This window comes from Paenibacillus sp. MAH-35, from assembly GCF_058135425.1.
On sequence record NZ_JBYUPU010000041.1, the window covers coordinates 20,405 to 44,188 of the forward strand.

At 55.0% G+C, this 23,784-nt stretch carries 18 protein-coding genes; 6 read left to right on the top strand and 12 right to left on the bottom strand.

Features of this window, described 5'->3' with window-relative positions:
- Window positions 1-14 precede the first annotated feature (14 nt).
- Window positions 15-635 carry a pyridoxamine 5'-phosphate oxidase family protein gene (locus AC3Y2E_RS28220; protein WP_379216454.1) on the top strand — a complete coding sequence of 207 codons (621 nt, stop codon included), beginning with the start codon at window positions 15-17 and terminating at the stop codon, window positions 633-635.
- A gap of 38 nt (window positions 636-673) precedes the next feature.
- A complete protein-coding gene (pgsA, locus tag AC3Y2E_RS28225; protein WP_190929155.1) occupies window positions 674-1,261 on the top strand; it encodes a CDP-diacylglycerol--glycerol-3-phosphate 3-phosphatidyltransferase in 588 nt (195 codons plus the stop codon).
- A gap of 597 nt (window positions 1,262-1,858) precedes the next feature.
- Here pgsA and AC3Y2E_RS28230 read toward each other — a convergent pair.
- From AC3Y2E_RS28230 to AC3Y2E_RS28270, 9 genes are all read right to left on the bottom strand, one after another.
- Window positions 1,859-3,406 carry an MATE family efflux transporter gene (locus AC3Y2E_RS28230; protein WP_379216456.1) on the bottom strand — a complete coding sequence of 516 codons (1,548 nt, stop codon included), beginning with the start codon at window positions 3,404-3,406 and terminating at the stop codon, window positions 1,859-1,861.
- 510 nt (window positions 3,407-3,916) lie between these two features.
- Complete coding sequence (cysK, locus tag AC3Y2E_RS28235) at window positions 3,917-4,837, bottom strand: cysteine synthase A (RefSeq protein ID WP_379216458.1); 921 nt, start codon at window positions 4,835-4,837, stop codon at window positions 3,917-3,919.
- 71 nt (window positions 4,838-4,908) lie between these two features.
- Window positions 4,909-6,300, bottom strand: coding sequence for an MFS transporter (locus AC3Y2E_RS28240; RefSeq protein WP_379216460.1), 1,392 nt, complete (start codon window positions 6,298-6,300; stop codon window positions 4,909-4,911).
- A 243-nt stretch (window positions 6,301-6,543) separates the two neighbouring features.
- A complete protein-coding gene (locus tag AC3Y2E_RS28245; protein WP_332071211.1) occupies window positions 6,544-7,008 on the bottom strand; it encodes a hypothetical protein in 465 nt (154 codons plus the stop codon).
- Window positions 7,009-7,107: 99 nt separating this feature from the next.
- Window positions 7,108-7,527 (bottom strand): DUF350 domain-containing protein, encoded by a 420-nt coding sequence (locus AC3Y2E_RS28250; RefSeq protein WP_379216463.1) that lies wholly within the window; start codon window positions 7,525-7,527, stop codon window positions 7,108-7,110.
- Between the two features lie 256 nt (window positions 7,528-7,783).
- Window positions 7,784-8,464, bottom strand: coding sequence for a PspA/IM30 family protein (locus AC3Y2E_RS28255; protein WP_332071209.1), 681 nt, complete (start codon window positions 8,462-8,464; stop codon window positions 7,784-7,786).
- Window positions 8,465-8,586: 122 nt separating this feature from the next.
- On the bottom strand, window positions 8,587-9,255 hold the full coding sequence (locus tag AC3Y2E_RS28260) for a tetratricopeptide repeat protein (RefSeq protein ID WP_379216465.1): 669 nt from the start codon (window positions 9,253-9,255) through the stop codon (window positions 8,587-8,589).
- Between the two features lie 225 nt (window positions 9,256-9,480).
- Window positions 9,481-10,791, bottom strand: coding sequence for an ABC transporter substrate-binding protein (locus AC3Y2E_RS28265; protein ID WP_379216468.1), 1,311 nt, complete (start codon window positions 10,789-10,791; stop codon window positions 9,481-9,483).
- Window positions 10,792-11,327: 536 nt separating this feature from the next.
- Window positions 11,328-12,077: an IclR family transcriptional regulator gene (locus tag AC3Y2E_RS28270; protein ID WP_379216470.1), complete on the bottom strand. Its 750-nt coding sequence runs from the start codon at window positions 12,075-12,077 to the stop codon at window positions 11,328-11,330.
- A 283-nt stretch (window positions 12,078-12,360) separates the two neighbouring features.
- Here AC3Y2E_RS28270 and AC3Y2E_RS28275 point away from each other — a divergent pair, with 283 nt between their 5' ends.
- Window positions 12,361-13,836 (top strand): hypothetical protein, encoded by a 1,476-nt coding sequence (locus tag AC3Y2E_RS28275; RefSeq protein ID WP_379216472.1) that lies wholly within the window; start codon window positions 12,361-12,363, stop codon window positions 13,834-13,836.
- A gap of 104 nt (window positions 13,837-13,940) precedes the next feature.
- Here the strand turns inward: AC3Y2E_RS28275 and AC3Y2E_RS28280 are convergent, their stop codons facing one another.
- A complete protein-coding gene (locus tag AC3Y2E_RS28280) occupies window positions 13,941-16,310 on the bottom strand; it encodes an endonuclease MutS2 (RefSeq protein ID WP_379216474.1) in 2,370 nt (789 codons plus the stop codon).
- A gap of 265 nt (window positions 16,311-16,575) precedes the next feature.
- Between AC3Y2E_RS28280 and AC3Y2E_RS28285 the strand changes: the two genes are divergently transcribed.
- The 3 genes from AC3Y2E_RS28285 (at window position 16,576) to AC3Y2E_RS28295 (ending at window position 19,302) form a co-directional block, all read left to right on the top strand.
- Complete coding sequence (locus AC3Y2E_RS28285; protein WP_379216476.1) at window positions 16,576-16,944, top strand: phage holin family protein; 369 nt, start codon at window positions 16,576-16,578, stop codon at window positions 16,942-16,944.
- Between the two features lie 307 nt (window positions 16,945-17,251).
- Complete coding sequence (locus AC3Y2E_RS28290; protein WP_332071202.1) at window positions 17,252-17,620, top strand: cupredoxin domain-containing protein; 369 nt, start codon at window positions 17,252-17,254, stop codon at window positions 17,618-17,620.
- A gap of 980 nt (window positions 17,621-18,600) precedes the next feature.
- Window positions 18,601-19,302: an SDR family NAD(P)-dependent oxidoreductase gene (locus AC3Y2E_RS28295; protein WP_379216479.1), complete on the top strand. Its 702-nt coding sequence runs from the start codon at window positions 18,601-18,603 to the stop codon at window positions 19,300-19,302.
- 270 nt (window positions 19,303-19,572) lie between these two features.
- Here AC3Y2E_RS28295 and AC3Y2E_RS28300 read toward each other — a convergent pair whose 3' ends face one another.
- Together AC3Y2E_RS28300 and AC3Y2E_RS28305 are read right to left on the bottom strand one after the other, a co-directional pair.
- On the bottom strand, window positions 19,573-20,142 hold the full coding sequence (locus AC3Y2E_RS28300; RefSeq protein ID WP_379216481.1) for a CvpA family protein: 570 nt from the start codon (window positions 20,140-20,142) through the stop codon (window positions 19,573-19,575).
- An 18-nt stretch (window positions 20,143-20,160) separates the two neighbouring features.
- On the bottom strand, window positions 20,161-23,742 hold the full coding sequence (locus tag AC3Y2E_RS28305) for a hypothetical protein (RefSeq protein ID WP_379216483.1): 3,582 nt from the start codon (window positions 23,740-23,742) through the stop codon (window positions 20,161-20,163).
- Window positions 23,743-23,784 lie beyond the last annotated feature (42 nt).

The following is a 23,784-nucleotide window of genomic DNA, read 5'->3' on the forward strand; positions in this document are numbered from 1 at the left end:
AAGAGGTGCATCCCGTGAACTATACCCGTATCGTATCCAGCGAAGAGGAGCTTCGCTCGATCATCGGCTTCCCCAGCGAGCTCGTCGACCGCAAAGTGATCGCCAGCATCGACTCCCATTGCCGGGATTTTATTAGCCGCTCTCCCTTTCTGGTCCTCTCGACCTCAGACGCCTCCGGCTGCTGCGACGTATCACCGCGCGGCGACGCCCCCGGCTTCGTTCAAGTGGTTGACGATCAACGGCTGATCATACCGGAGAGGCCGGGCAACCGCCGAATCGACTCCATGCGCAACTTGCTGTCGAATCCCCGGGTAGGGTTGATCTTTTTTATTCCCGGAATGGGAGAAACGCTGCGGATTAACGGACGCGCCTGCATCATACGGGACGAGGACCTGCTCGAGCCGATGGCCGTAAACGGAAAACGGCCGCTGTTAGGTATCGCGGTAGAAGCGGAGGAATGCTTCCTGCATTGTGCCAAAGCGATGAAGCGGTCCCGGCTGTGGGAACCGGAATCCTGGTCCGGGCTGCTGCCGTCCGCCTCCAAAATCCTCGCCGACCACGCCAAGCTTCCGGGAGTTACCGCCGAACAAATCGAGGAGCGGCTGCGGGAAGGTTATGCGCAGCGTTTGTATTAAGAAAGTTGGTATATCTGGAAGGAGGCCCTAGACCGTTTATGAATGCAGCCAATAAAATCACATTAGCCAGAATCGGACTAATCCCGGTCTTCTGCTTGCTTTTCCCTGCATACCCGGCCTGGCTTGTCAACAAATCCGCCCTCTTGCAGCATATCGACTCTTACGGTCTGTACTATGCGGCCGCGATCTTCTTATTGGCAGCGGCAACGGATAAAATAGACGGCTATGTAGCCAGAACGTACAACCAGACTACGAAGCTCGGGAAGCTGCTGGACCCTCTGGCCGACAAACTGCTCATCTCTGCCGCGCTGATCCTGATGGTCAGCCAAGGGCTGGTAGAACCCTGGATCGCCCTAGCTATCCTTGCGCGGGAAATGGCTATAACTGCTGTCCGGATTGCCGCTTCGGCTAACAAGCTGATTCTGCAAGCCGACCGCTACGGAAAGATCAAGATGGTGCTTCAGGTCGCAGCCATTACCGCCATTTTACTGAATAATTATCCGTTCGGCTTTATCACGGACATTCCGGTCGATCAGCTTCTTTTGTACGCCGCGTTAATCCTAACTGTGTATTCGGGCTACAACTACATCAGAACAAATTATCGCGCGTTCAAGCTTGTCCCTTAGTGAAACTAACTATTTCATTGCGTAAACGGTTTATATCGTTTAGAAAATCATGAAGGAAGTCCCTCCCAATATCCATTTGTTACCGTGGTTACTGCGGATCGCGCGAATAAAGGAAGTTTTATTTCCGTTATTGGAACTGTGGACGCTAAAACGAGCTTTAGCGGAAGGATGGTTTCCGTTATTGTTACAAATGAAGCTTCATTCGTCTAGTTTCTTGAAAATAACGGAAGTATTTCTTCCGGTTTGCCTGCCTAAACCGGTGTACGAGACAAATAAAGGAAGTAACTCTTCCGCTAAGCCCATGGAAGTCGAGAGACAAGACAAAGGAATAATCCGAACGGGCAACCGGAAGCCGGCTTCTTGCAACGCCGCACTCGCCGTGCACCAGAATTACCGTGTGTTAGGTGCGCCTAGCACGATACGACGCGGAAACGCACTTCCCAACACAAAAGGCAGCCGAGAGCCACCACGCTCTTGGACTGCCTTAGCTTAGCCTTGCTTTTCTTAGTCTTGCTTTGCCTAGCCTAGCTTAGCCTAGCTATGCTTTGCTTAGCCTTGCTTCTTCTCCTGTATCGCCAGCTCCCGCACCAATCCCCGTCACACCCGAACCGTCTTCCAGGCTCCCTTCTTGAAGCGCCGGAAGATCAGCACGGAACGCACGAACTGGTCCGCTGCCGCGGCAAGCCAGATGCCGTACAGATCCATCTTGAAGCCGTACACGAACAGCAGGCTGAGCGCCACCCGGAAGCCCCAGACGCCGATAAACGTCGAATACAGCGGGTACCTCGTATCTCCCGCCCCGCGAAGGGCGCCGCCGAGGATGAACTGCGTCGCCTGGGACACCTGCATAAAGCCCATGATCCGGATCGCCAGCGCGCCCTTCTCGATAATCTCCGGCTCCGTCGTATACAGCAGCATAATTTGCGGAGCGAAGAGGATAAACCCGACTCCGATCCCTCCGGCGACGTACATGCCGATCTTGCGCACCTGCCAGCCGTACCGCTCCGCCAGATCCGGAAGGCTCGCGCCGAGCGCCTGGCCGACCAAGGTGGAAGCTGCGATCGAGAACGCCATGCCCGGCATGAACGTCAGGCCGAATATGCTGAAGGCGATCTGGGTCGCCGCCACCGCCATCGTCCCGAGACTCGCCGCCACCTTGACGAAAATCAGCATGCCCAGCCGCATAATGATCTGTTCCAGCGCGGAAGGCAGGCCGATTTTGCATATGCGGACAATCATCTCCTTATCGAGCCGGAACAGATGGCGAAGCGACAGCCGCACCTTATACTTGCCGCTGAACATAACGCCCGTCACCCAGACCATCGAGACGAACTGCGAGGTGATCGTGGCGATCCCCGCTCCGGTAATGCCCAGACCGGCAAAGCTCCCCAGCCCGTAAATTAGCGGAAACCCGATCAGAACGACCAGTATGTTCGCAAACACGTTGATTTTCATAGGTGTCCGCGTATCCCCCGCCCCGCGCAGCGTAGCGGTCAGCGACATCGAGATCGTCGTAAAGCCGATGGAGAGAAATACGATCTTCGCATAGGTCAAGCCATGCTCGACCACTTCCTCGGAGCCCCCCATCATCCGGAGCAGTTCCCCCGCGAACATATAACTGAAGGCGATTGTGATCACCGACAGGACGATATTCAGCAAAAACGCCTGACCCGCCGCCCGGTTCGCCTCCTCCACCTTGCCCGCCCCGATCGAGCGGGCTACGATGACCGTCGTCCCTACGTTTAATGTCATAAATAACGCCAGCAAAAGAAAAAAGGGCTGGTTGGTCAAGCCAACCGTAGCCACCGCTTCGGGACTTAACCTCCCGACCATAATCATACTCAGCATCTGGGTAAAGTTCGTCAGCAGCATCTCGACCAGCGACGGACCGGCCAGCCGGAAGATCGACTGACGCACTGCCTTCGGATCGTCCGGGTCGACGAGAAATCCGTCCGCCTTGCGCGGACTGGCGTCCGTCGCCTTCTCCGCTTCCGCTCCCGCATCCGCATCCGGCAAGCCGCCGGGCGTCTCCGGCGCATCGGGCCGGCTTGCCGAATCCGTATCCGCAGCTACGGCCGATTCAGCCTCCGCCCCGTGCGCCGCCGCTGGCTGCCCTTGCCGCTGACGCTCGGTTTCCGTGCTCATTTCTAGACACCTTCGTTTCGCTGTGATAGGATCGATTTTCTCCATCATACCACAGATAGACGTCAGCAGACCGGACCAAAATGAATTTGGGTGAAGCTGTCCGGCTCCACTTCGTCTTTACTTTCGGGGATTTGGAGAGGTCGGCAGCGCGCTCGCGGTGCGAATATGTCACTCGAGCGGCATGTGTCCCTCTCCTTTTTAACCGTAAACGATCCCTGAACCACAAAAAAGACCGGCAGTTACGGACACCCGAGTCCTACCGGTCTTCGCTTCGTTCTTCTAGGGTGCGCGAGGGGGGAATGGGTACCTTCGCTCCAGCCGCCCGCCCTTATTCGTGTCCGCAACATAACTTCCGATGCGGCCCATAAACAGCTTTCCGGTTCGGCTCACGCGGATTGCCGATTTTAGTAGTCCCAAACCGCTCTTATTTCCCCGTCCAAGCCAGTTTCGGACAAAATAAAGGGTGCAAACCACTCTTATCCGTCGCATGACGGCAGTCGTTCGACCACATCAAAAAATATCCATACTCAAATACCGCTCTCCGGTATCCGGAGCAATACACAACACCCGCTTGCCTTTACCCAGCTTCCGGGCCACCTGAAGCGCGGTCCATACCGAAGCTCCGGCCGAAGGCCCTACCAGGATCCCTTCGCGCGCCGCCAGCTCCCTCGTCGTACGGAGCGCGTCTTCATCGGCTACCTGCACGATCTCGTCGTAGACGTCCGTATTCAGGATTTGCGGAATAAATCCGGGGCTCGTCCCGACCAGCTTGTGCGGTCCCGGCTGCCCTCCGGACAACACCGGCGAGCCTTTGGGCTCCACCACATAAATCCGGATGCCCGGAATATGCTCGCGAAGCACTTCCCCGGTTCCGGTAATCGTCCCGCCCGTTCCCGATGTAGCGACGAATGCGTCGAGCCTGCCTTCCGTCTGCTCGATAATTTCCAAAGCCGTCGTTACCCGGTGAATATCCGGGTTGGCCGGATTTTCGAACTGCTGCGGGATAAAGCTGTTCGGGATTTGCTCGTGCAGCTCCTTCGCTTTGCGGATCGCACCCGGCATCCGCTCGGCCGCCGGCGTCAGGACGACCTCCGCCCCATACGCCTTCAGGATGTTGATCCGTTCCTTCGTCATATTGTCAGGCATGATCAGGATGGCGCGGTACCCTTTGGCCGCGGCGTTCATCGCCAGCCCGATCCCCGTATTGCCGCTCGTAGGCTCGATGATCGTCGCGCCGGGCTTCAGCCTGCCGTCCTTCTCCGCTTGCGCGATCAGATTATACGCGGCCCGGTCCTTGACGCTGCCGCTCGGATTGAAGTACTCAAGTTTGACATACACTTCCGCGTCGTTTTCTCCTACAAGCCGGTTGATCCGGACTGCCGGCGTCTGGCCGATCAGCTCCGTTACGCTCTGCACCATCTTCGGTTTCATGTGACGTACGTGCCTCCCATTTCTGATGTACGTCTATTATATCATATAATTCATGGTATCGTTATCGGGATTTACTGATTTGAACGGACGACAAGCTTATTGCGCATGAGCAGCCATGCTACCAACGGCGAACTGCCGATTCCGAGCAGCAGCCAATTGATCGCCTGAGGAGCCGTCGTCCAGGAGACGACCAGGATAAAGACGAGTGTCCCGGCTATTCGTCCCACGTTCAGCCCAAGCTCCCGCAAGACGACATATTCGACCCGGTGCTCGGAGCTGTCGCGGTCCCGGCCGATAATATCGAATACGGAGGAAGTCATCGGAATCGTATACAGCGGGATGAACAGCGACGTTCCGATCCCGAACAGCAGCAGCGTCGTAAAGCTCACCTGCCAGAAAAAAGGCAAAATGACGGCGATCATAAACACGACCCCGATCAGCATTCCCCCTTTGCGGTGCGGAGGCTTCAGCCATTTGCCGACCACGTAAAAGCTGACGAGCGCCACCGCGGACGTAATCAGCGAGAAGTTGCCAATCTGCATCTCGTTGCTGGTGGCGATGTAGATCATTAAGCCGATCAAAAAGGCGAATACGCCCTCTCGCACCCCCTGAGCGATTAAAGCGGCAAACACCGTTCTCCACGGGCTCTCAGGGTCTTTCAGCGTGTGATACCCATGCGCCCATTCGTACGTTCCGGCCACCTTCCGTTTTTTGAGAAAAAAGCTGACGACCACACCTATGACGAAGACGGCCAGCGATATCGCAAAGATGAGCCGGTAGCCGTTCGTTCCGGGAAGTCTCGTAATGAGCCAGCCCGATATCCAGGGAGCGACCATGCCGATCGAGGAGCCGAGCAGACCCGCCCACCCGTTGAACCGGTCCCGGTTGTCGGCTGATGTAACCTCAAAGTATACAACATTAAACGCCAGCCAGAAAAACCCCGAAGACATCCCCTGCACGAGACCCAGCAGCCATACGTATTCGACAGCCTGCTGCTGAAGCAGCAGCACGATCATATAAAAAAGAGCGGCAACGGCTACGCCAAGCCGCAGACTGTTCATCTTATTTCCTTCCTTCACCCATTTGCCTGCGAGCCAAAACGTCAGCGCCATCGATACCTGGTGAAAAAAAGCGAACCAGCCGATCAGGGCAAAATCATTTTTGGCTTTCCATAAATAAACGTTAACGAACGTGCCCGACAACGCATTGGCTGCTCCGAACAACGTATTGACGATTAGCAGCAGCCACGTTTGAGAATCGAACGCCTGCGACGATTGGTTCGAACTGCCGCCGGCGGGGCGGCTCAAATCGTTATCCGTATCCCGGCCTTGATCCCGATCCCGGTCCCGGTCCCGGAAGTACCTATTCTGCTTTTCCTTCGATTTTGTCCCGAAGGGACCGACCCCTCCCGCTTCGCCGCCCGTTACGGCCATCTCCCCGGTACGCTGTCGATCTAGCTGCATGTGCCTCACCTATATGCTCAAATTGCCACCTGCAAGCGGAACGAGCATCGTCAGTCTCCTGCCTCTGCTTGTCCCGCTTGAATATAACGCCAGGCGTCTGCGGCTTCTTATAACGTTCCCCAAAGCGGGAAAAAAATTAGCCTGTTGCCGCTATCCGCGCTCCGTGAGGAATGGACGGCAAGCCTGCAACCGCACCGGACCAAACAAAAAACCCGCTTCCAAAGAAGCGGGCGCCTCGCGGCCTTACGATCCTTTCGACCACGAATTAACGAGCCGGACCCGGTCCTCATCGGACAACGAGTAGGATACTTGAAAGCAGGACGGACATACGAACATATTCAGCTTAAACGGAGGCTTCAGAAAAGCGGGCGCTTCGCCGGATGGCTGTACTGGCACAAACTGCCCTTCGCCTACTTTCATCTCGCCGGCCACCACCATCTCGTCATGGCAACGCAGGCATTCCATCCCGTCGTCCTGCTGCTCCAAACGTTTCTTGACCGACAGCTCATAGGCGTTCAGCTCCGTTAATTCCTCATCGTCGGAATCCGAGAGAAGCTCGAGATCGTCGCCGTCCAGCTTGACATGCAGACTCCGGTAATCGTTTATCTCGTTGAAACAGTGCGGACAAGTCTCCTCCGGACCGATCTCTTCATCCCAGACGATCTCCGTCTGGCACCACGGACATACCGCGGCGGGATTGTCGCTCATGACCATTCCCCCATCAGGCGTATTTAACGAAATAATAAACGCCTACGGCCAGAAACGCAAGCGACAGCGCCAGTAACGTTCCCCATAAATATTTCATAATCACACCACGCTTGCGCCGATTACGTAAGACATCGAGATGGAAATAATCATCGCTAGAAGGCCGACGGCCCGGTTATCCTTCTGGATTTCCGCGTCAATTTTAAACACGGGGGTCAGAAACTCGAAAATAAAATACGCTACGAGCAGCAGCACAAAACCGATGCTGGCCCAGATCAGCGAGTGCAAAATCGAGTCGTTGTTCATGATCGCAAACCGGAATATGTTGCATATCCCGAAAATTTTACCGCCGATCGCCATCGCTACGGACACGTTGCCGTTTTTGATTTCTTCCCAGTCGTTATATTTTGTAACGAATTCGAATATCGCCAAAAACACGACTAAGGCCAGTACGGCGACGGAGAAAAAAGCGAGCGTTTCCAAAAACGGATTCGACAACAAAACATCCACCTCTTCGTTCATCAGAATCAACCGCCTTCCCCGAAATGGCCAAGAATAAACGCCTACAGGCGTCTTTGACGCTGGCATTTATCAAGATTTGGAGCCACTTCTAAGACATACTTTCCGATATATTTGAAAAAGACGCAGAACAACGCGAAACCGGCCCTGAAGGCCGATTCCGCATGCGCTGGTTCCGCAGTTTTTTTATTTGTGTATCGGTCAGGTTCTATTGTATCCCATTGCGGAGGGAAGGAACCCTTCTCTTTTAGGCATGGGATTAGGATTGACGCTTCTTCGCTTCCATTTGAGCTTTCAGAGCCGCCAGTTCGTCGTCTACCCCGCCGGTTTTGTCGAGCTGAGCCAGCTCGTCGTCGAGCGTGCGGCTGGAGCTGCGAATATCTTTGCTCGCTTCCGCCTCGGCTTCCATCTGGAGCACTTTCTCGGTCATCCGGTCGAAGCCTTTGGCCGCGTTGTCGGTGCCGAAGCCCGTCATTGCCTGATTGATCTGCTTTTGCGCCTTGGCCGCTTCGGCGCGGGCTACCAGCAGGTCTTTTTTGTTTTTCATTTTGTTGAATTCGTCTTTCATCTCGGCAAGCTGACTGCGAAGCTGGTCGGCATTCGTCTTGGCGATGTCGTACTGGCGCTTCATCTCGTCATAGCGGGTCTGATGCTCTTTCTTATCCTGCAGCGCTTTGCGGGCCAGCTCCTCGTTGCCTTGCTCGAGAGCTTTCATCGCTTGCTCCGTGCGGCGGTTGACCATATCTTCCGCTTCATCGGCCTGCTGCTTGAATTTTTTCTCGATTGCGATCTGCTTCGCTACCGCAGACTCGGCTTCCAAAATATCTTCTTCCATATCACGGAGAAATTGGTTGAGCATTTTAACCGGATCTTCCGCTTTATCCAGCAAGTCATTGATCGAAGCCATCGTTAAATCGCGCAATCTTTTGAAAATTCCCATCTCTTGGTTCCTCCTAAGGGTTTATAGGTTCATCTTTACATTTGATTGGAAATCAACGCGTTGTTTACACCCATTTCATACGTGGCGTGCGCGAAGAAGTTTCAAAACGGACCGGTTTTTCTTCAAAAAATTTGTCGCCATTTGGATAAGAACGCCCACCGCCGTTCCGCCCGCCTCTTGTACCGGGGCAGCCCCCTATAGACGAGAAGCGCTTCCGTGTAAGCCCGCTTCGCTTCCTCCCGGTGTCCGAGCCGCTCGTAGATCCGCCCGAGCTTGTAGCTCCCTTCGCTGGAAGAGGAGTTCATCCCGCGGAATTGCTCGAGGTAGCCGATCGCTTTATCCGGTTGTACCGGAGCGAACGCCTCGCCGAGCCTTAGGTACGGTTCTCCGTACTTCACTTTTGGATTAGACTCCAGACTTTGCAAAATCAGCTTCTCGCCCTCTTCCAACTGTCCCAGCTTCAGCCTGCACAGTCCGATCTCATACACGACGTCGGCCGAATCGTAGATAGAGCTGACCTGCTCCAGGAGCTCCAGCGCTTCCGCATATTTCCCTTTCTCTATATACAATCGGGCCGCTTCCAGCTTGCCGGTCGCATTGTGCGGCGACAGCAGCAGCTCGCGCTTCAGACGGGACAACCGCCGGTTGCGGCGCAAGGGCGCGGTCAGGCTGGGCGAGAGTCCGATGAATCTCCGGTCTATGAAGTACAAGACGACAAGCAGGACGATCAGCGCTAAAAACGGATTGCCTACAAGCCACCACAACAACGCGAACAAGAAAAATTTACTCATGATCCACCTCCATCTTCTCCCATTCTAACATAAGACGGAGAAGCCGAATACAGACCCGGCCTGCGAGCCGGCGCAAATCGTTTTACGCGTTTGTAAAACTGTCTCTATCCGAGGGCTGGCCGCCAGGCGGGAACCGTTGCAGACAGACAGAAAAAAGAAGCCCGAAAGGCTTCTTTGAACCGTATGGGATGATGCCGCAGCCTCCATTTACTCGATCGGCATTTTTTATTGCGACTTTTTCTCCGCGATTTTTTTGGTCACCAGATCCTGTGCTTCTCTCAAAGCCGTATTCACATCCAGCGTTCCGTTGATAAAGGCAAGCAGTTTTCCGTTGACGAGGGTTGCGGCATCACGGTCGTATACGCTGGACGGGGCCGGAACCGGATACGATTGGCCGAGCAGCGCCGCCGTGTTTCTGCCTTTGGCCAGCTCATTGTTGGCGAACGCCTGCTTGCGGATCTCTTCCTTTTTCAGACCGGTGATTCTGCCATCCTTCGTCGCTCCCAGCTGAACCTCGGGGTCCGTGCTGAGATAGGAAATGACTTGAAACGCCACATCCTGATGCTTGCTGCTCTTGGTCAAAATAAATCCGTCCGAGAACAGCCCCTGGCCTACGTTCGGCTTATCCTTGAAAGTCGGGTACGTGACGAAATCCCACTTGAACCCTTCCCTCTCCAGCTTCGCCATGTCCGTATTGTGCAGTAGCAATATATCGGGCAGCATGGCCAGCGTTTTGGCCGTCGTAAACTCGTTCCTTGAATCGCCCAGCGATTTGATCGGCGCCGGCAGCGGGTTCGGGAACATCCGTTTCGCCGTCTCGAACAGCTCTTTCCAGCCTTCGCTCGTCACAAGGGCCTGCTCCGTTTTCGGGTCGACATAGGGAAGGGAAGCCTGCATCTGCAGACGGTTCAGATTGATCGGCGACTTAAGTCCGACGTATTGAACCGTGCCGTCGGTGCGCGTCAATTTGTTGCCTAGCGCGATCACTTCGTCCCAGGTCATATTGTTCGTCGGATAGGGAACTCCGAATTTATCGAAAATGTCTTTGTTATAGTGGAGCGCAAACGCCAGCACGTTATAAGGCAAATAGTACACTTCGCCGTTTTTGGAATAGGACTTGATGCTGTCCACCAGCTTCGAATCGTATACGCCGAAGTCGAGCCCGTGCTTCTGCGCCAGCGGCCGGAGGTCCTGCACAATCTCAAGCGGCAGGATCGACTGCAGATTCGTAACCCCTTCCCATATAATATCGGGAATATCGTTCATGGCGATCAGCTCTTCGATCGTGCTGCCCTTTTTGTTCTCCACCACCTGCAAAGTCACATGGGGAAACTTCTTTTTCACATACTGGTTGATGTATTTCTCATAATCGTCGAGTACCGTCCTCGTATAAAACTTTAACGTAACCGGATCGGGAGCCTTTACCGGGTCCGGAATATCCCCGGCCGCTTCCTTCTGTCCTCCGCCGCACCCGCTCAATACGCCGGTTGCCGCAACCATCCCCGCAAGCAGAAGTTTCGCTGTACAATTCCGCATCGTCACGTCCCCTTTATCTCCTAATTTTGGTATAAGAAAAAACGGAAGGGAGAATCAAACGATATCGTATCTCTTACGCGATTCAATCCTTATCATCCTGATGGCAGGTTGTATCCTGCCTGTTTTCGGAAATCACAGTGACGGTAGCGCTTACATATCGGAGGACAGGTAAAGCTACTTCGCTATAGGCAACACTTAAGCTGCAAATGAACAATTTCCAGACGCATCAGTTTCTATACACGTCAGCTTCCATACCAGACCCGGTTAACCGTTTTCTCACCTCCTAATAGTTCTCCAATACAGAACATCGTTCATTTTATTAATTAAAAAAATATTGCTATTTCACCATTTCGTTCTCAGTGGAAGAACGAAGTTCCGTATAAGTAGTAGTCAGCTTCACTTTATCACATCGATTTCGCTAATACAACATTTAGTTTTTGGCTTGAAGGAGGAGCGCTACGGAACAGCCGACGGCAGGAAAAGTCCGCTTCCGGCACCGTATCGCCCCTATTTATGTTACTGTATACCCTGTCCGCTCAGACCTTCTCTTCGATCGCCCGTACAATTTCGCCCAGCTTCAAGGCGTAGTCCCGAATCTTGTCATCGTCAAATCGCAACGAAGGACCGGATACGCTAATTCCTGCAACGAGCTGTCTCTTCTTGTTCAGAATCGGCATCCCTACGCATTTGATTCCGTACTCGTGCTCCATGTTGTCGATCGAGTAGCCGCGGCTTCGGATCGCCGTCAATTCGGCCTGAAGCTCCGCCTGATCTGTAATCGTATGATCCGTATATTTACGAAGGCCTCTGGCGCATAGCGAATCCGTGATCTCCGGCAAAAAAGCCAGCATCGCTTTGCCGATCCCCGTGCAGTACAGCGGAGCCTTTACGCCAAGCATCGACCGTGTGGACAGCTGATTTTTGGGAGAAGACGAATCCAGGTAAATGACTTCCGCTTCGCTCGGCATTCCCAAATAAACGGTCTCGTTCGTGTAATCCGCCAATTCCTGCATGTAGGGCAGCATCAGCTTGCGAATATTCATATTGCTTGAAATCACGTTGCCGAGCTCCAAAATTTTCATCCCGAGCCGATACTTCTCGTTTTCCGGATTTTGCTCCAAATAACCCGCTTTGACGAACGTATCGACGATATTGTGCACATTGCTTTTGTACAGGCCGAGCTGCTCGCTGATTTCCGTTATGCCGAGCTCCGGATTATGGACGTTAAAGCACTCGAGGATTCTAAGAGCTTTATATAAAGATTTCACTTTGATTTCTTCTGCCATCGTCGTTACCTCTTATCCGCTAATAGTAGGGAAGGGAAGCTGTTCGTGCCTTATCCAGCACGGGACCGGTTTCATTCCTACTTCTATCTTATAGGAAGATGTCCCGTTTATCAAAGTGGTTTTGCGGAATTTTGCGGGGTTAATTGTAAATGACCTCACACATTTAACTGTCGATAAAAAAGTATTGCTAACGGCAGCATCTTCCATTATGCTAGATCCGAAGAATGTTTTTTGAACATTGTTCTGTATTAAGGAACAAAACAACAATTAGGAGTGTGTACTCATGGATCGAACCAATGCGGCCAACTCAGGCTGGAATTATTCCGACCCCAGAGATTTATACAGAACGGCCGACCCGTCGGCTAAGGCGTATGGCAGCGTCCATATTATGCGACTCGCTCCCGGGGACCGCCGTCTGACGGTGGATTGGAAAGACTTCGAGCCGTCCTCGGGCTCCACTTCCGGACGCGCGTATTCGCTTACATACCGGTTGCGGGGACAGGATGAGGCGGTGCATGTTCCGTTGTCCGCCTCGGACAAGCGCATCACGATTACAGATCTGGCGAATGACCAGGATTACGAAGTATGGGTTACCCGTACGGACAGCGCCGGCGACAGCAAGTCTGCGGCATTGTCCAGCCCGGTTCGCCTGTTCCGTCCGGGTGTTGTGCCGGGGATTGTTGTTAATTACATTCATCCCGAGGACTACACGTACGGGTTTTCCGGCCGGTCGCCTGCCAGCCCTTCGATCGTCCGGCTGGAGGACGGAGTGCTGCTTGCTTCGCACGACATTTATTGGGGGAATGAAGGGCAGAATACGTCGGTTATTTGCCGCAGCGAGGACGATGGGGAGACGTGGGCGTTCGTTAACTTCCTGTATCCGTGCTTCTGGGGGAAATTGTTCCTGCACCGGAACCGGCTCTATATGCTGGCGACAAGCACGGAGTACGGAGCATTGCTGATCGGCCGTTCGGACGACAGGGGAGCGACCTGGAGCGAGCCGACCGTGATCATTCCGGCCGGAAGCCGGGAAGCAGGCGGGCCGCACAAGGCGCCGATGCCGGTCATCGAGTACAAGGGAAGACTGTGGACGGCAATCGACTACGGCTCGTGGACGACAGGCTCGCACGCTTCCGGTCTCATCTCGGCGCCTGCGGACGCGGATCTGCTCGATCCCGCGAGCTGGACGACGATGCCGTTCCTCAAATACGATGTGAACTGGCCCGGCTCCGTGGGCGGAGGCAACCTGGCCGGACTGCTGGAAGGCAATGCGGTCGTGAAACCGGACGGGACGCTCGTCAACCTGCTTCGCTACCAGACCAACGGGGGCACGCCTAATTACGGCCGCGCCATTATGTTGTACGCCGATACGGATCATCCGGAGCGTTCGCTTTCTTTCGGCAAAGTGATCGACTTTCACGGCAATTTGTCGAAATTCACCGTATATTGGGATGCACAATCGTCGAAATATTGGTCCTTGGTTAACCGGGTAACAAACCCGAGCATCTCGCAACGCAACATCCTGACTCTGGTTCATTCCGAAGATCTGGAGCATTGGCACATCACGGCCGATATTTTGGATTATGAGCATAACGGGTGGCCGGAAGACTGCAAAAAGGTCGGATTCCAGTACGTGGACTGGCTGTTCAACGGGGACGATATACTGGTCGCTTCGAGAACGGCGATTAACGGAGCGCACAACTTCCATAACGCCAACTATATAACGTTCCACCGGATCGAAAACTTCCGGTCGATCTAGAGTCTCAGAATGGTCCGCCAGCTTGTCTTATGTTCTTATGCAGAAGACGCCTCCATACTCACCTAAGAAGGGAGCAGGAGGCGTCTTTGTGCGCTCATTGTCGGTTATTTCAACTCGACTACTGTAACGCCTGCTCCGCCTTCGCCGTAATTGCCCAGCCGGTAGCTTTTGACGTGTTTGTGCCTGCGGAAATATTCCTGAAGTCCGGTGCGCAGAACACCGGTGCCTTTGCCGTGAATGATATACACTTGGCCGAATCCGTTCAGGAAGCTTTCGTCCAGAAACCGGTCGGTCTCGATCATCGCTTCCTCCAGATTGCTGCCGCGCAAATCGAGCTCGGTCCGGATATTCTCGTCCCGGCTTCGCTTGACGCTTGCCGTTACCTGCTGCACCGGCTTTGCATCCTGCGCCGGCTTGATCAGCTCCAGATCCGACTTGTTCACCTTCATCTTCAAAATGCCGAGCTGTACGGTCGCTTCCGTCTCGCCGTGCATGTCGACGACGTGACCTTTCTGGCCAAGCGATACGACCCGCACTTCGTCGCCGACGCCGATCGTTTCCGCACGTTTCTGGGCGTTCTTCGGCGCAGCGCGTTTGTCCCTCAGCTCCGGTACCGCCTGATCGAGACGCCGCTTGGCGTCGATCAGCTTGTGCTCCTTGATCGCGCCGCGTTCCTCCAGCGCAAGCCGCCGCAGCTCGCGGATTACTTCCTCGGCCTCGCTGCGCGCCTTGGCTACCGCGCCTCGCGCTTCTTCCTCGGCTCTGGCCATCAGCTTGTCGCGCTGTTCGCGGAACTTCTCCCGCTCGTCCTCCAGCTGGTTGCGCAGACGCTCGACCTCGGCGCGCATCTGCTCGGCCTTGCTTCGTTCGGCTTCGGTCGTAGCCCGGTTCGCTTCGAGCGAAGCGATCATCGTCTCCACCCGTCGATCGTCCTCGTCGACATGTCCGCGTGCCATCTCGAGAATCGGGCGGGGCAGTCCGAGCCGTTCCGCAATCGCGAAGGCGTTGCTTCGGCCAGGAACGCCCACGAGCAGCCGGTACGTCGGACTGAGCGTCTGCACGTCGAACTCCATGCTCGCGTTAATGACGCCTTTGCGCTCGAAGGCGTACGCCTTCAGCTCGCTGTAGTGTGTCGTCGCCACGACCCGGCAGCCGATCCGGTGAATATATTCAAGAAGGGCGATCGCCAGCGCCGAACCTTCCGACGGGTCGGTTCCCGCTCCGAGCTCATCGAGCAGAACGAGACTTTTCGGCGTCATTCCTTTCAGAATGGATATAATATTGGTCATATGACTGGAAAACGTACTCAGGCTTTGTTCGATGCTCTGCTCGTCGCCGATATCGGCGTAGATCGCGTCGAAGACGCACATCTGGCTGCCGTCCTGGGCCGGAATGAACATGCCGGTCATCGCCATCAGGCTGAGCAGACCGATCGTCTTCAAGGAAACCGTCTTGCCCCCTGTGTTGGGGCCGGTGACGATGATCGAGGCGAACTGGTTGCCGAGCTCCACGTCCAGCGGCACGACGTGATCGGGGGATAACAGCGGGTGACGCCCTTTTTTGAGCTTGAGAAAGCCCCGGTCGTTCATCACCGGCAGCGTCGCCTTTAATTCCCGGGCCAGTCCCGCCTTGGCAAATACGAAATCGAGCTCGCCCAGCGCCTCGACCGATACTGTCAGCTCATCCGCCGCTTCGGCGACGAAGCCGGTCAGCATGATCAATATTTTCTCGATCTCGCGCTCTTCCTTCAGCTTTAGCTCGCGCAGCTTGTTATTCAAAGTCACTACTGCCTCAGGCTCGATAAACAGCGTAGCGCCCGACGCGGACTGATCGTGGATCATCCCGCCGCTGAAGCTGCCGCGGTATTCCTGCTTGACCGGAATGACGTAACGGTCCCCGCGCATCGTGATCAATGCGTCCTGGAGCATCTTCTGAATGGACGGCGTCCGGATCATCTGCTCGAGCTTTTCTCTGGCGCGCGATTCGCTCGTGCGCAGCTCGCTGCGGATTCGGGACAGCTCCGGGCTGGCGCTGTCCAGAACATCCGCCTGATCGTCGATGCACGATTTGATTTTCTCCTCGACGGCCCGGTTCTCACTAACCGGTTCCGCCGCCTCTACGAGAGAAGGGATCGGCTCATGCTCGTCCATCGTTTGCAAAAAGCGTTTCAGCTTCCGGCCTCCGGCGATCGTGTTCGCGATGTCCAGCAGCTCGGCCGGATTTAACGTCCCGCCGATCCGGGCCCGGTGCAGAGCCGCCCGTACGTCCCGGATTCCGCCGAACGGAGCGCCCCCTTTTAGCCGGTCTACTTTGACGGCTTCGTCCGTCGCCTTCAGCAGCCTCTTGACTTCTTCGAAGTCCGAGCTCGGTTCGACCGACTCGGCGCGCGATTTGCCAAGCGAGGTAGCGGCGTGATCCGCCAATTTCGTACGAATTTTATAATATTCAAGCATATGCAGTACTTTCGGGTTCAAAACCGTTCAAACTCCTTCCCATCCGCGAAACCTGTATGTTAGTTATTATATCCGAAGCGTTCCGGATTAGCTATTGAACGAACGGTTAGACCTATTTTATCCACCGGACGCAATCGGTCGCCGCCAATAATTGGACTACATAGCGTGACAAGATGAGGCAAAAATAAAGGGTGCACCGATATCGCCGCCATTCGGACGGATGCAGCTGCCAAAACAAGCTGCCTTCGAGCCGTTTATGCGAACCATTCCAAAGGAGGAAGCGTACATGCGATTTCTTGGCCATGTTGTCCGATTTATCGTTGCGGCCTTCGTGCTTATGTTCGTTGGCTGGATCGTACCGAATTTTGCCGTAGGGGGCTTCTGGAGCGCTTTGTTCCTCGCCTTAGTCATCGCGGTATTGGGTTGGATCGTGGAAGGAATTTTCGGCAAGCGGATTACACCGTTCGGCCGGGGTATCGTCGGTTTTCTGGCGAGCGCAGCCGTCATCTGGCTAGCCCAGTTCGTCGTAGGCGGCGTATCTGTCACGATTGTCGGTGCTATTTTGGCGGCGCTGGTTATCGGGATCATCGACCTGTTCATCCCCATCGCAACACCGTTCGATGCAGGACGGGGCAACCGGGAAGAAGCCCGTTAACCTGCTTCGCTGTGCTAACGGCCTGCCCGCCGGGCAGGCTTTTGGCATGCCCGCTGCTTTTTGTTTTCAGGCGATGGACGTTACGCAGACGGTTGACCCCCTTAATTGGACTCCAAACAGCTCATGCCGGAAGCAGGCGGGAACGAATCCCCGCTTTTTTGCAAGCGGTTTAGCCAAACTTACAAAAAGGTTCATAACTTTTTCATTAAGGGTTCACGAGACTGTCACTGACTTTATCCCGCCATTTCGATATAATGAAGCCGTAAGATCAACAGTCCGATGGACTACACTTATGGAGGGATTCCGTATGAAGAAAACGATCTTGTACCTGCTCGCGCTAATCGCTGTGCTGGCAGTGGTAGCCGCCTGCGGCAAAAAAGAAGAAGCGCCTGTAAACACCGCTTCCGGACCAGCTACCGGCGACTTGAAAATAGTAGCAACCAACTGGGACTTCGACCAAAAAGAATACAAAGTGAAAAAAGGCGACACACTGAAAGTGACGCTGGAAAGCAAAGAAGGCGCACATGCCATCAAAATCAACGGCTTGAATATCGACGTTGGCACCAACAAATCGAAAGACGTTACGTTCGACAAAGCAGGCACTTACGACATCATCTGCAGCTTGCCTTGCGGCTCCGGCCACAGCACTATGAAAGCTAAGCTGATTGTAGAGTAATTTATAACCGCTGCAAGCGATGCATTGCCGCTTGTGGTGCTTGTGGTACCAACACCTCCAATTCCGTCAGGTTTTGGAGGTGTTTTTGTTGTCGTACGCTGTGGCGGTTATGTGTATTACGTGTTAAAGTATTAAAATGTTAAAGCGAGAGAGTGAGAAAGTGAGTAAAGCAAAGCGTAAGGTAAACTTGTACTTGTCTAATGGGTATCTTCCTTCTTCTCGGAATTTAGTTTTGCTTGCCCTGGGTTTCTTATTAAGTAAGTTCTTTCATCTGACTTTCTCATTTCCCTTTCTTCGAATTCCTCTCTCACTTTTTCGACTTCTTGTCTCGTTTCTTCGACTTTTCTTATCGCGATTCTTCGACTCTTATCTCTTCCCTTCGGCTTTTCCTAGCTCGCACTCTCCGACTTGTTATCTCACCTTCTTCGACTTTTCACCGCATTCCTTCGACTTTTTATTTCGATTCTTACAACTTTTAACTCATACGATTTCTTGTCTTGTTCTTTTGATTCAGTCGTCTTTTCTGTCTCGTTCTTTTGACTTACTCCGGTTGTTCTTATCCATTCCTTCGACATTTAACTAACTTCATTCGACTTGTATCTAGTTCCCTCGATTTTTTATCTCTCTTTTTCGACTTTATTGCTCGTCGTTCCTTCGACCTTTATTTCGCCCCTCGACCTTATATCGTGTTCCTGCGGCTCTTCATTGTGTTCCTTCGACTTTTTCTTCGTCCCTCAAACTCCTCCCCTTTCTCTTTACTTCCTCTCCGCTTGCTTTTGGGCAACCCATCTACCACCCGCTCTGTTGCTGCTCATACTTTTAGTTGGTTTTATCCCTTGTGGACGGCCTTCATCCCACGATCATTTATTAAACAATTGTTTCCATTTTCATCAAAAATTTTTATACCGTAAACGTCTATCTGGACCCGGAAATTTCTGTTAAGATGATTTTGATAAAGACAAAGTAAAGAGGTGGGTATTATGGGAATACTGTCTGAGAAAGTTGCAGTTGTGACTGGCGCAGGTTCCGGATTGGGAAGGGCAACCGCTTTACGATTTGCGGAGGAAGGGGCTATCGTCATCTTGTGCGGGCGGAGGCTCGGCAGACTTGAAGAGACTGCCCGTCTGATCGCATCCGCCGGAGGCCGGTCTCAGGCGCTTCGCCTGGACATCGCTTCGGAGAGCGACGTTCTTCGGATGCAGGAATTTGTCCGGACCGCTTACAGCCGCATCGACTTATTAATCAATAACGCTGCTGTAGTCGAACTCGGCTCGGTAGCTGATACTTCGTTGGATTCGTGGAACTACCAAATATCCGTTAACTTAACCGGTGCATTCCTGATGACCAAAGCATGCCTCCCCCTTATGCGCGAACGCAAATACGGGCGGATCGTAAATATCACCTCCAGCCTGGCCGAGAACGGAGCGGGCGGCTACGTCGCGTACAGCGTTAGCAAGGCCGGACTCGAAACGCTGACCCGCACGATCGCGGAAGAAGAAATCACGCACGGCATCTTGACCAATACGTACAACCCCGGTACAATCCGCACGGAAATGCACGCGACCGGCCAAGAACCGGCGGCCGTGGTGCCGGATATACTAGCGCTGGCCTCGTTGCCCAAACATGGGCCGAACGGCAAGCTGTTCGAAGCCGGTGGCTTACCACTCGCGGCTGGAGGCTGAAACCAAGCCAGCTTAGGCCAAGCAACGGAGGCAAATAAGAGCTTCCAGCCACCTCTATTTCCCCGAAATCCGCACCTCGGGGCTAAATAAGGGATGCTGTGAAGCTCTTATTGTGTGGTTACCCGGCCATTTCCGGGCCTTTCAAGCCAAATAAGAGCTTCCAGCCGCCTCTATTTCCCCAAAATACGCACCTCGGGGCTAAATAAGGGATGCTGGAAGCTCTTATGCGGTCACCACGATCCTCCATAAACACCACCATCGCTGCCGCGACTAGACGCTTTCCACCGGAATTTGATTCCACAACTCCCGCAGCCGGTCTGCAAGCTCGGGCAGCCGGTCCATAACGAAAGTGGCCGCGCTGGACTCCGACAAAGTCTTTTGCAGCGAGTCCGAAGGGATGATGCTCATGATGAGCACCGCGATTGTAAACAGCACCACTACCTCGAACAAGGCCAGCAGGGCGCCGCTCCATTTGTTCACCTTCTTGAGGCCCGGGATCGAAGCGATCCAGTGCAGCACTCGCCCGACGACCGTAAATCCGATTTTGACAACTATAAAAATGACCGCAAAGGCAACGGCATTGTTGAAGTAGACGTTCCAATTGATACTGTCGAGCAGAAACGCGTACTCTTGATAACCCTTAAGCTTGTCAAGCGGAATAAACCGTCCTACGATCGGGGCCAAGTCATCGTACAGCCAGTAAGCCGCCAAATAGGCGATGAACAGGCCGACGATGGAAACGAGCTGGGCGATCAAGCCGCGGTGGTAGCCAAGAGCAAGAGCCCCGACTACCAGCACGGCGGCGATAATGTCTAGCGTATTGAGTTCATTCATGCTCATACGCCCGGCGCCCCTCGTCTAATCCTTCTCAACGAGTTGAATCCATTCGTTGAATTCGTTTTGCAGCTTCGCGTATTCCTCCTGGAGTTTGCGATGCTGCACCACCAGCTCGCTATCCTTCAGTCGTTCATCTTGCAGCTGCTCGAGCTCGTGCTTCAGCCTGCCGCACTCCCGGCCGAATGAAAGCCGCATATCGTCCCGCTCCGCCTCGAACTCCGCTCGTTCATTCTGGAGCGTCTGTTCCAGCTTGGCAGCCCGTTCACGCTCCGCCGTCAGCTCATCCCGCACGCTAGTCGCCGCAACCTCAAGCTGGGAACGCAGTCCGGACAGCTCTGCCTCCAACGATGCGATCTTGCACTGCGCGGCATCCCGCTCTTCCTCCAGGGCGATTTCCCCGACCAGTTGCTCCTCTTCCAGCGCTTGCTTGGCCTTGCTGCGCTCTTCTTCGAGAGCCATTCTAGCCTTGCTGCGCTCTTCCTCGAGAGCTTGTTTGGCTTTCGCAAGTTCATCCGCCAGCAGCGATTCGCTTCTCGCCCGCTCTTCCGCAAGCGCCTGTTCGAACTTCCTTTGCTGTTCCTTCAGCGTTTGTTTGAATTCAGCGCGCGCTTGCTCGGCAATCCGCCCGACTCTGTCCTGTTCGTCATCCAAAGCCTGCTTCGCTCTGGAACGTTCCTCCGCCAGCATTTCTTCAAGAATCGAACGTTCTTCCGCAAGTGCCTGCTTCGCTTTACGCAGCTCTACCTCCAGCGCCTGTACCGCCTTCTTGCGCTCTTCTTCGGCCTGCATCGCCTTACGACGCTCCGCTTCGAGAGCCTGAACCGCTTTAGCACGTTCTTCCTCCAATGCCTTCGCGGCTTTCAACTGCTCCTCCTCCAGAGCGAGCATGCCTTGAAGACGCTCTTCCTCCAGCGCTTCGTGGATCTTCAGGCGCTCCTGCTCAACCGCCCGTTGTGCTTGAAGACGCGCTTGCTCCAGTTCCTGGCTTGCTTTGCGCCGCTCTTCCTCGTATAACTGTTCGAGTTGGCCAATGCGCTCCAGCAGCGTCCGCTCCTTGTCGCTCCACTGCTGCTCCAGCGACTGTTTTCCTTTATGAAGCGCCTCTTCCAGCGTCTGTTCGGCTTTCATAATCTCTTCAACAAGAATTTGCTCGCTTTTACGACGCTCTTCCTCTAGAAGCCGCTGTCCCTTGCTCCGTTCTTCCTGTAGAGCTTGCTCGGCCTGCTGGCGTTCCTTCGCTAGCAGCTGCTGCCACTTGCCCTGCTCTTCCGCAAGGGCCTGCTGCGCTTTCAGCCGTTCCTGCTCCAGTGCTTCTTCGGCGCGAACCATTTCGTCCTCCAGCGCCTCTTCGACCTTGCGCACTTCCTCCGCCTTCTGACGCTCCCGCTTCGCCAGCTCCTCCTGCAGCGCCTTCTCCGCCTGCAAACGCTGCTGCTCCCACTTCTGCCGCTCGGCTTCCAGCGTTTGCTCGGCCTGGCGGCGTTCCTGCTCCAGCAGTTGCTGCCACTTGCCCTGCTCTTCCACAAGGGCCTGCTGCGCTTTCAGCCGTTCCTGCTCCAGTGCTTCTTCGGCGCGAACCATTTCGTCCACTAACGCCTGCTCGCCTTTGCGCGCTTCTTCCGCCAGCAGTTGCTCCCGCTTCGCCAGCTCTTCCTTCAGCGCCTTCTCCGCCTGCAAACGCTGCTGCTCCAGCTTCTGGCGCTCGGCTTCCAGCAATTGCTCGGCCTGTTGGCGCTCCTGTGCGAACTTCTGACGCTCCTGCTCCGCCTTCAAGCTCTCCATTTCCAGCGCCTGCAAAGCCTGCTGGCGCTTGCTCCGCTCTTCCTCCAGCGCCTGCTTCGCCTTCACCCGTTCCTGCTCCAGCGCCTCCTCGGCACGAACCATCTCTTCGACTAACGCTTGCTCGCCCTTGCGCACTTCCTCCGACACCAGCTGCTCCCGCTTCTGGCGCTCGGCTTCCAGCAATTGCTCGGCCTGTTGGCGCTCCTTCGCGAATTTCCGACGCTCCGCTTCCAGCGTCTGCAACGCTTGCTGACGTTCGTCTTTCGATTTAAGCTTCTCGTTCTCCAGCGCTTCAAGCAACTGCTGACGCTCCTGCTCCGCCTTCTGACGTTCCGCTTCCAGCGCCTGCAACGACAATTCGTCCGCCTGCGCAAGCTGCTGCTGCCACTTGCTCCGCTCTTCCTCCAGCGACTGTGCCGCCTGGTAACGCTCCTGCTCCAGCGCTTCCTCGGCGCGCAGCATCTCCTCGACGAGCGCCTGCTCGCCTTTGCGCACTTCCTCCGCTACCTGCTGCTCACGCTTCGCGCGTTCCTCCTGCAGCGTCTGCTCCGCCTTCTGACGCTCGCGTTCGGCTTTCTCCCTTTCCGCCGCCAGCTCGTCCAGCACCTTTTGACGCTCCTGCTCCGCCTTCTGACGTTCGGCTTCCAACGTTTGCAGCGACAATTCGTCCGCCTGCGCAAGCTGCTGCTGCCACTTGCTCCGTTCTTCCTCCAGCGACTGCGCCGCGCTAAGCCGCTCCGCTTCCAGTTCCTCCAGCACCTGTTGACGCTCCTGCTCGAACTGCTTGCGTGCGGCCTCCATAGCCTCCAGCACTTGCTTGCGCTCCTGCTCCAGCTTCCGGCGCTCCGCTTCGAGCAACTGCTGCGCCTTCTCGCCCTCCTGCTTCAGCGTCTGCTGCCACTTGCCGCGCTGCTCCTCCAGCGTTTGCTGCGAATTCTTGCGCTCCTCCTCGAGCGCCTGCGCTGCTTTTTGCCGCTCCTGTTCAAGCGCCTGCTGACCTTGAAGACGTTCCTGTTCGATCGCCTGCTGGCCTTGACGGCGCAGCTGCTCCAGCGCCTGCTCCCGCTTGCCCCGCTCTTCCGCAAGCGTCTGCTCCAGCTTCTGCGCTGCCTTGGCGCGCTCTTCCTCCAGCGCCTTCCGTGCTTTGCGCTGCTCCTCCTCGAGCTGGCCCCGGCTTTGCTGACGCTCTGCATCGAGCGCCTGCTTCGCCTTCGCATTCAACTCCTGAACCGACTGCTTGTGCGCTTCCTGTTCGGCTACGATCTGGGTCAGCAGCTGCTCTTCCTGCTCCTTCATCAACGTCTGCTTCAGCTGGAACGTTTCCTCCAGCTGCTGCTTCTCTTCCTGAAGCTGCGCAATCCGCCCGGCCGCTTTCTGCTCAGCCGCCTGTTTGCTCTGCCGCTCCGACTCGAGCTCGCGCTCGCTTCGTTCGGCACGCCCGCGTAGCTGACCGATTTCAGCCGCCAGCTCCCGTTCGCGCTCCCGCAGCTTGTTCGCCTCCTGCTCAAACGACTGCTCCAGCAGGCGAAGCTCTTCTTCCAACTCCGCGCACCGCTGATCGGCTCCCCGAAGTCCTTCCATCTGCTGCTGAACCTGCTCCAGCGACGACTCGAGCTTAAAAAAATCGTCCGCCATATTAACAGCCGCAAGCACGGCAAGCCGGGGTGTATCCAATCGCGGAAACACTTTGGCCGTATTGTGCATCTGCTCGTCTACATAAGACGCAACCTTCTTGACATAACCGCTGCTGGAGCTGCCCATCAATTTATATTCTGTTCCGTATATATCGACCGTGACTCTAATTTTATCGCCCGTACTCATAATAGGCACACCCTTTCCAACCTATACAGGTTCACGGATCAT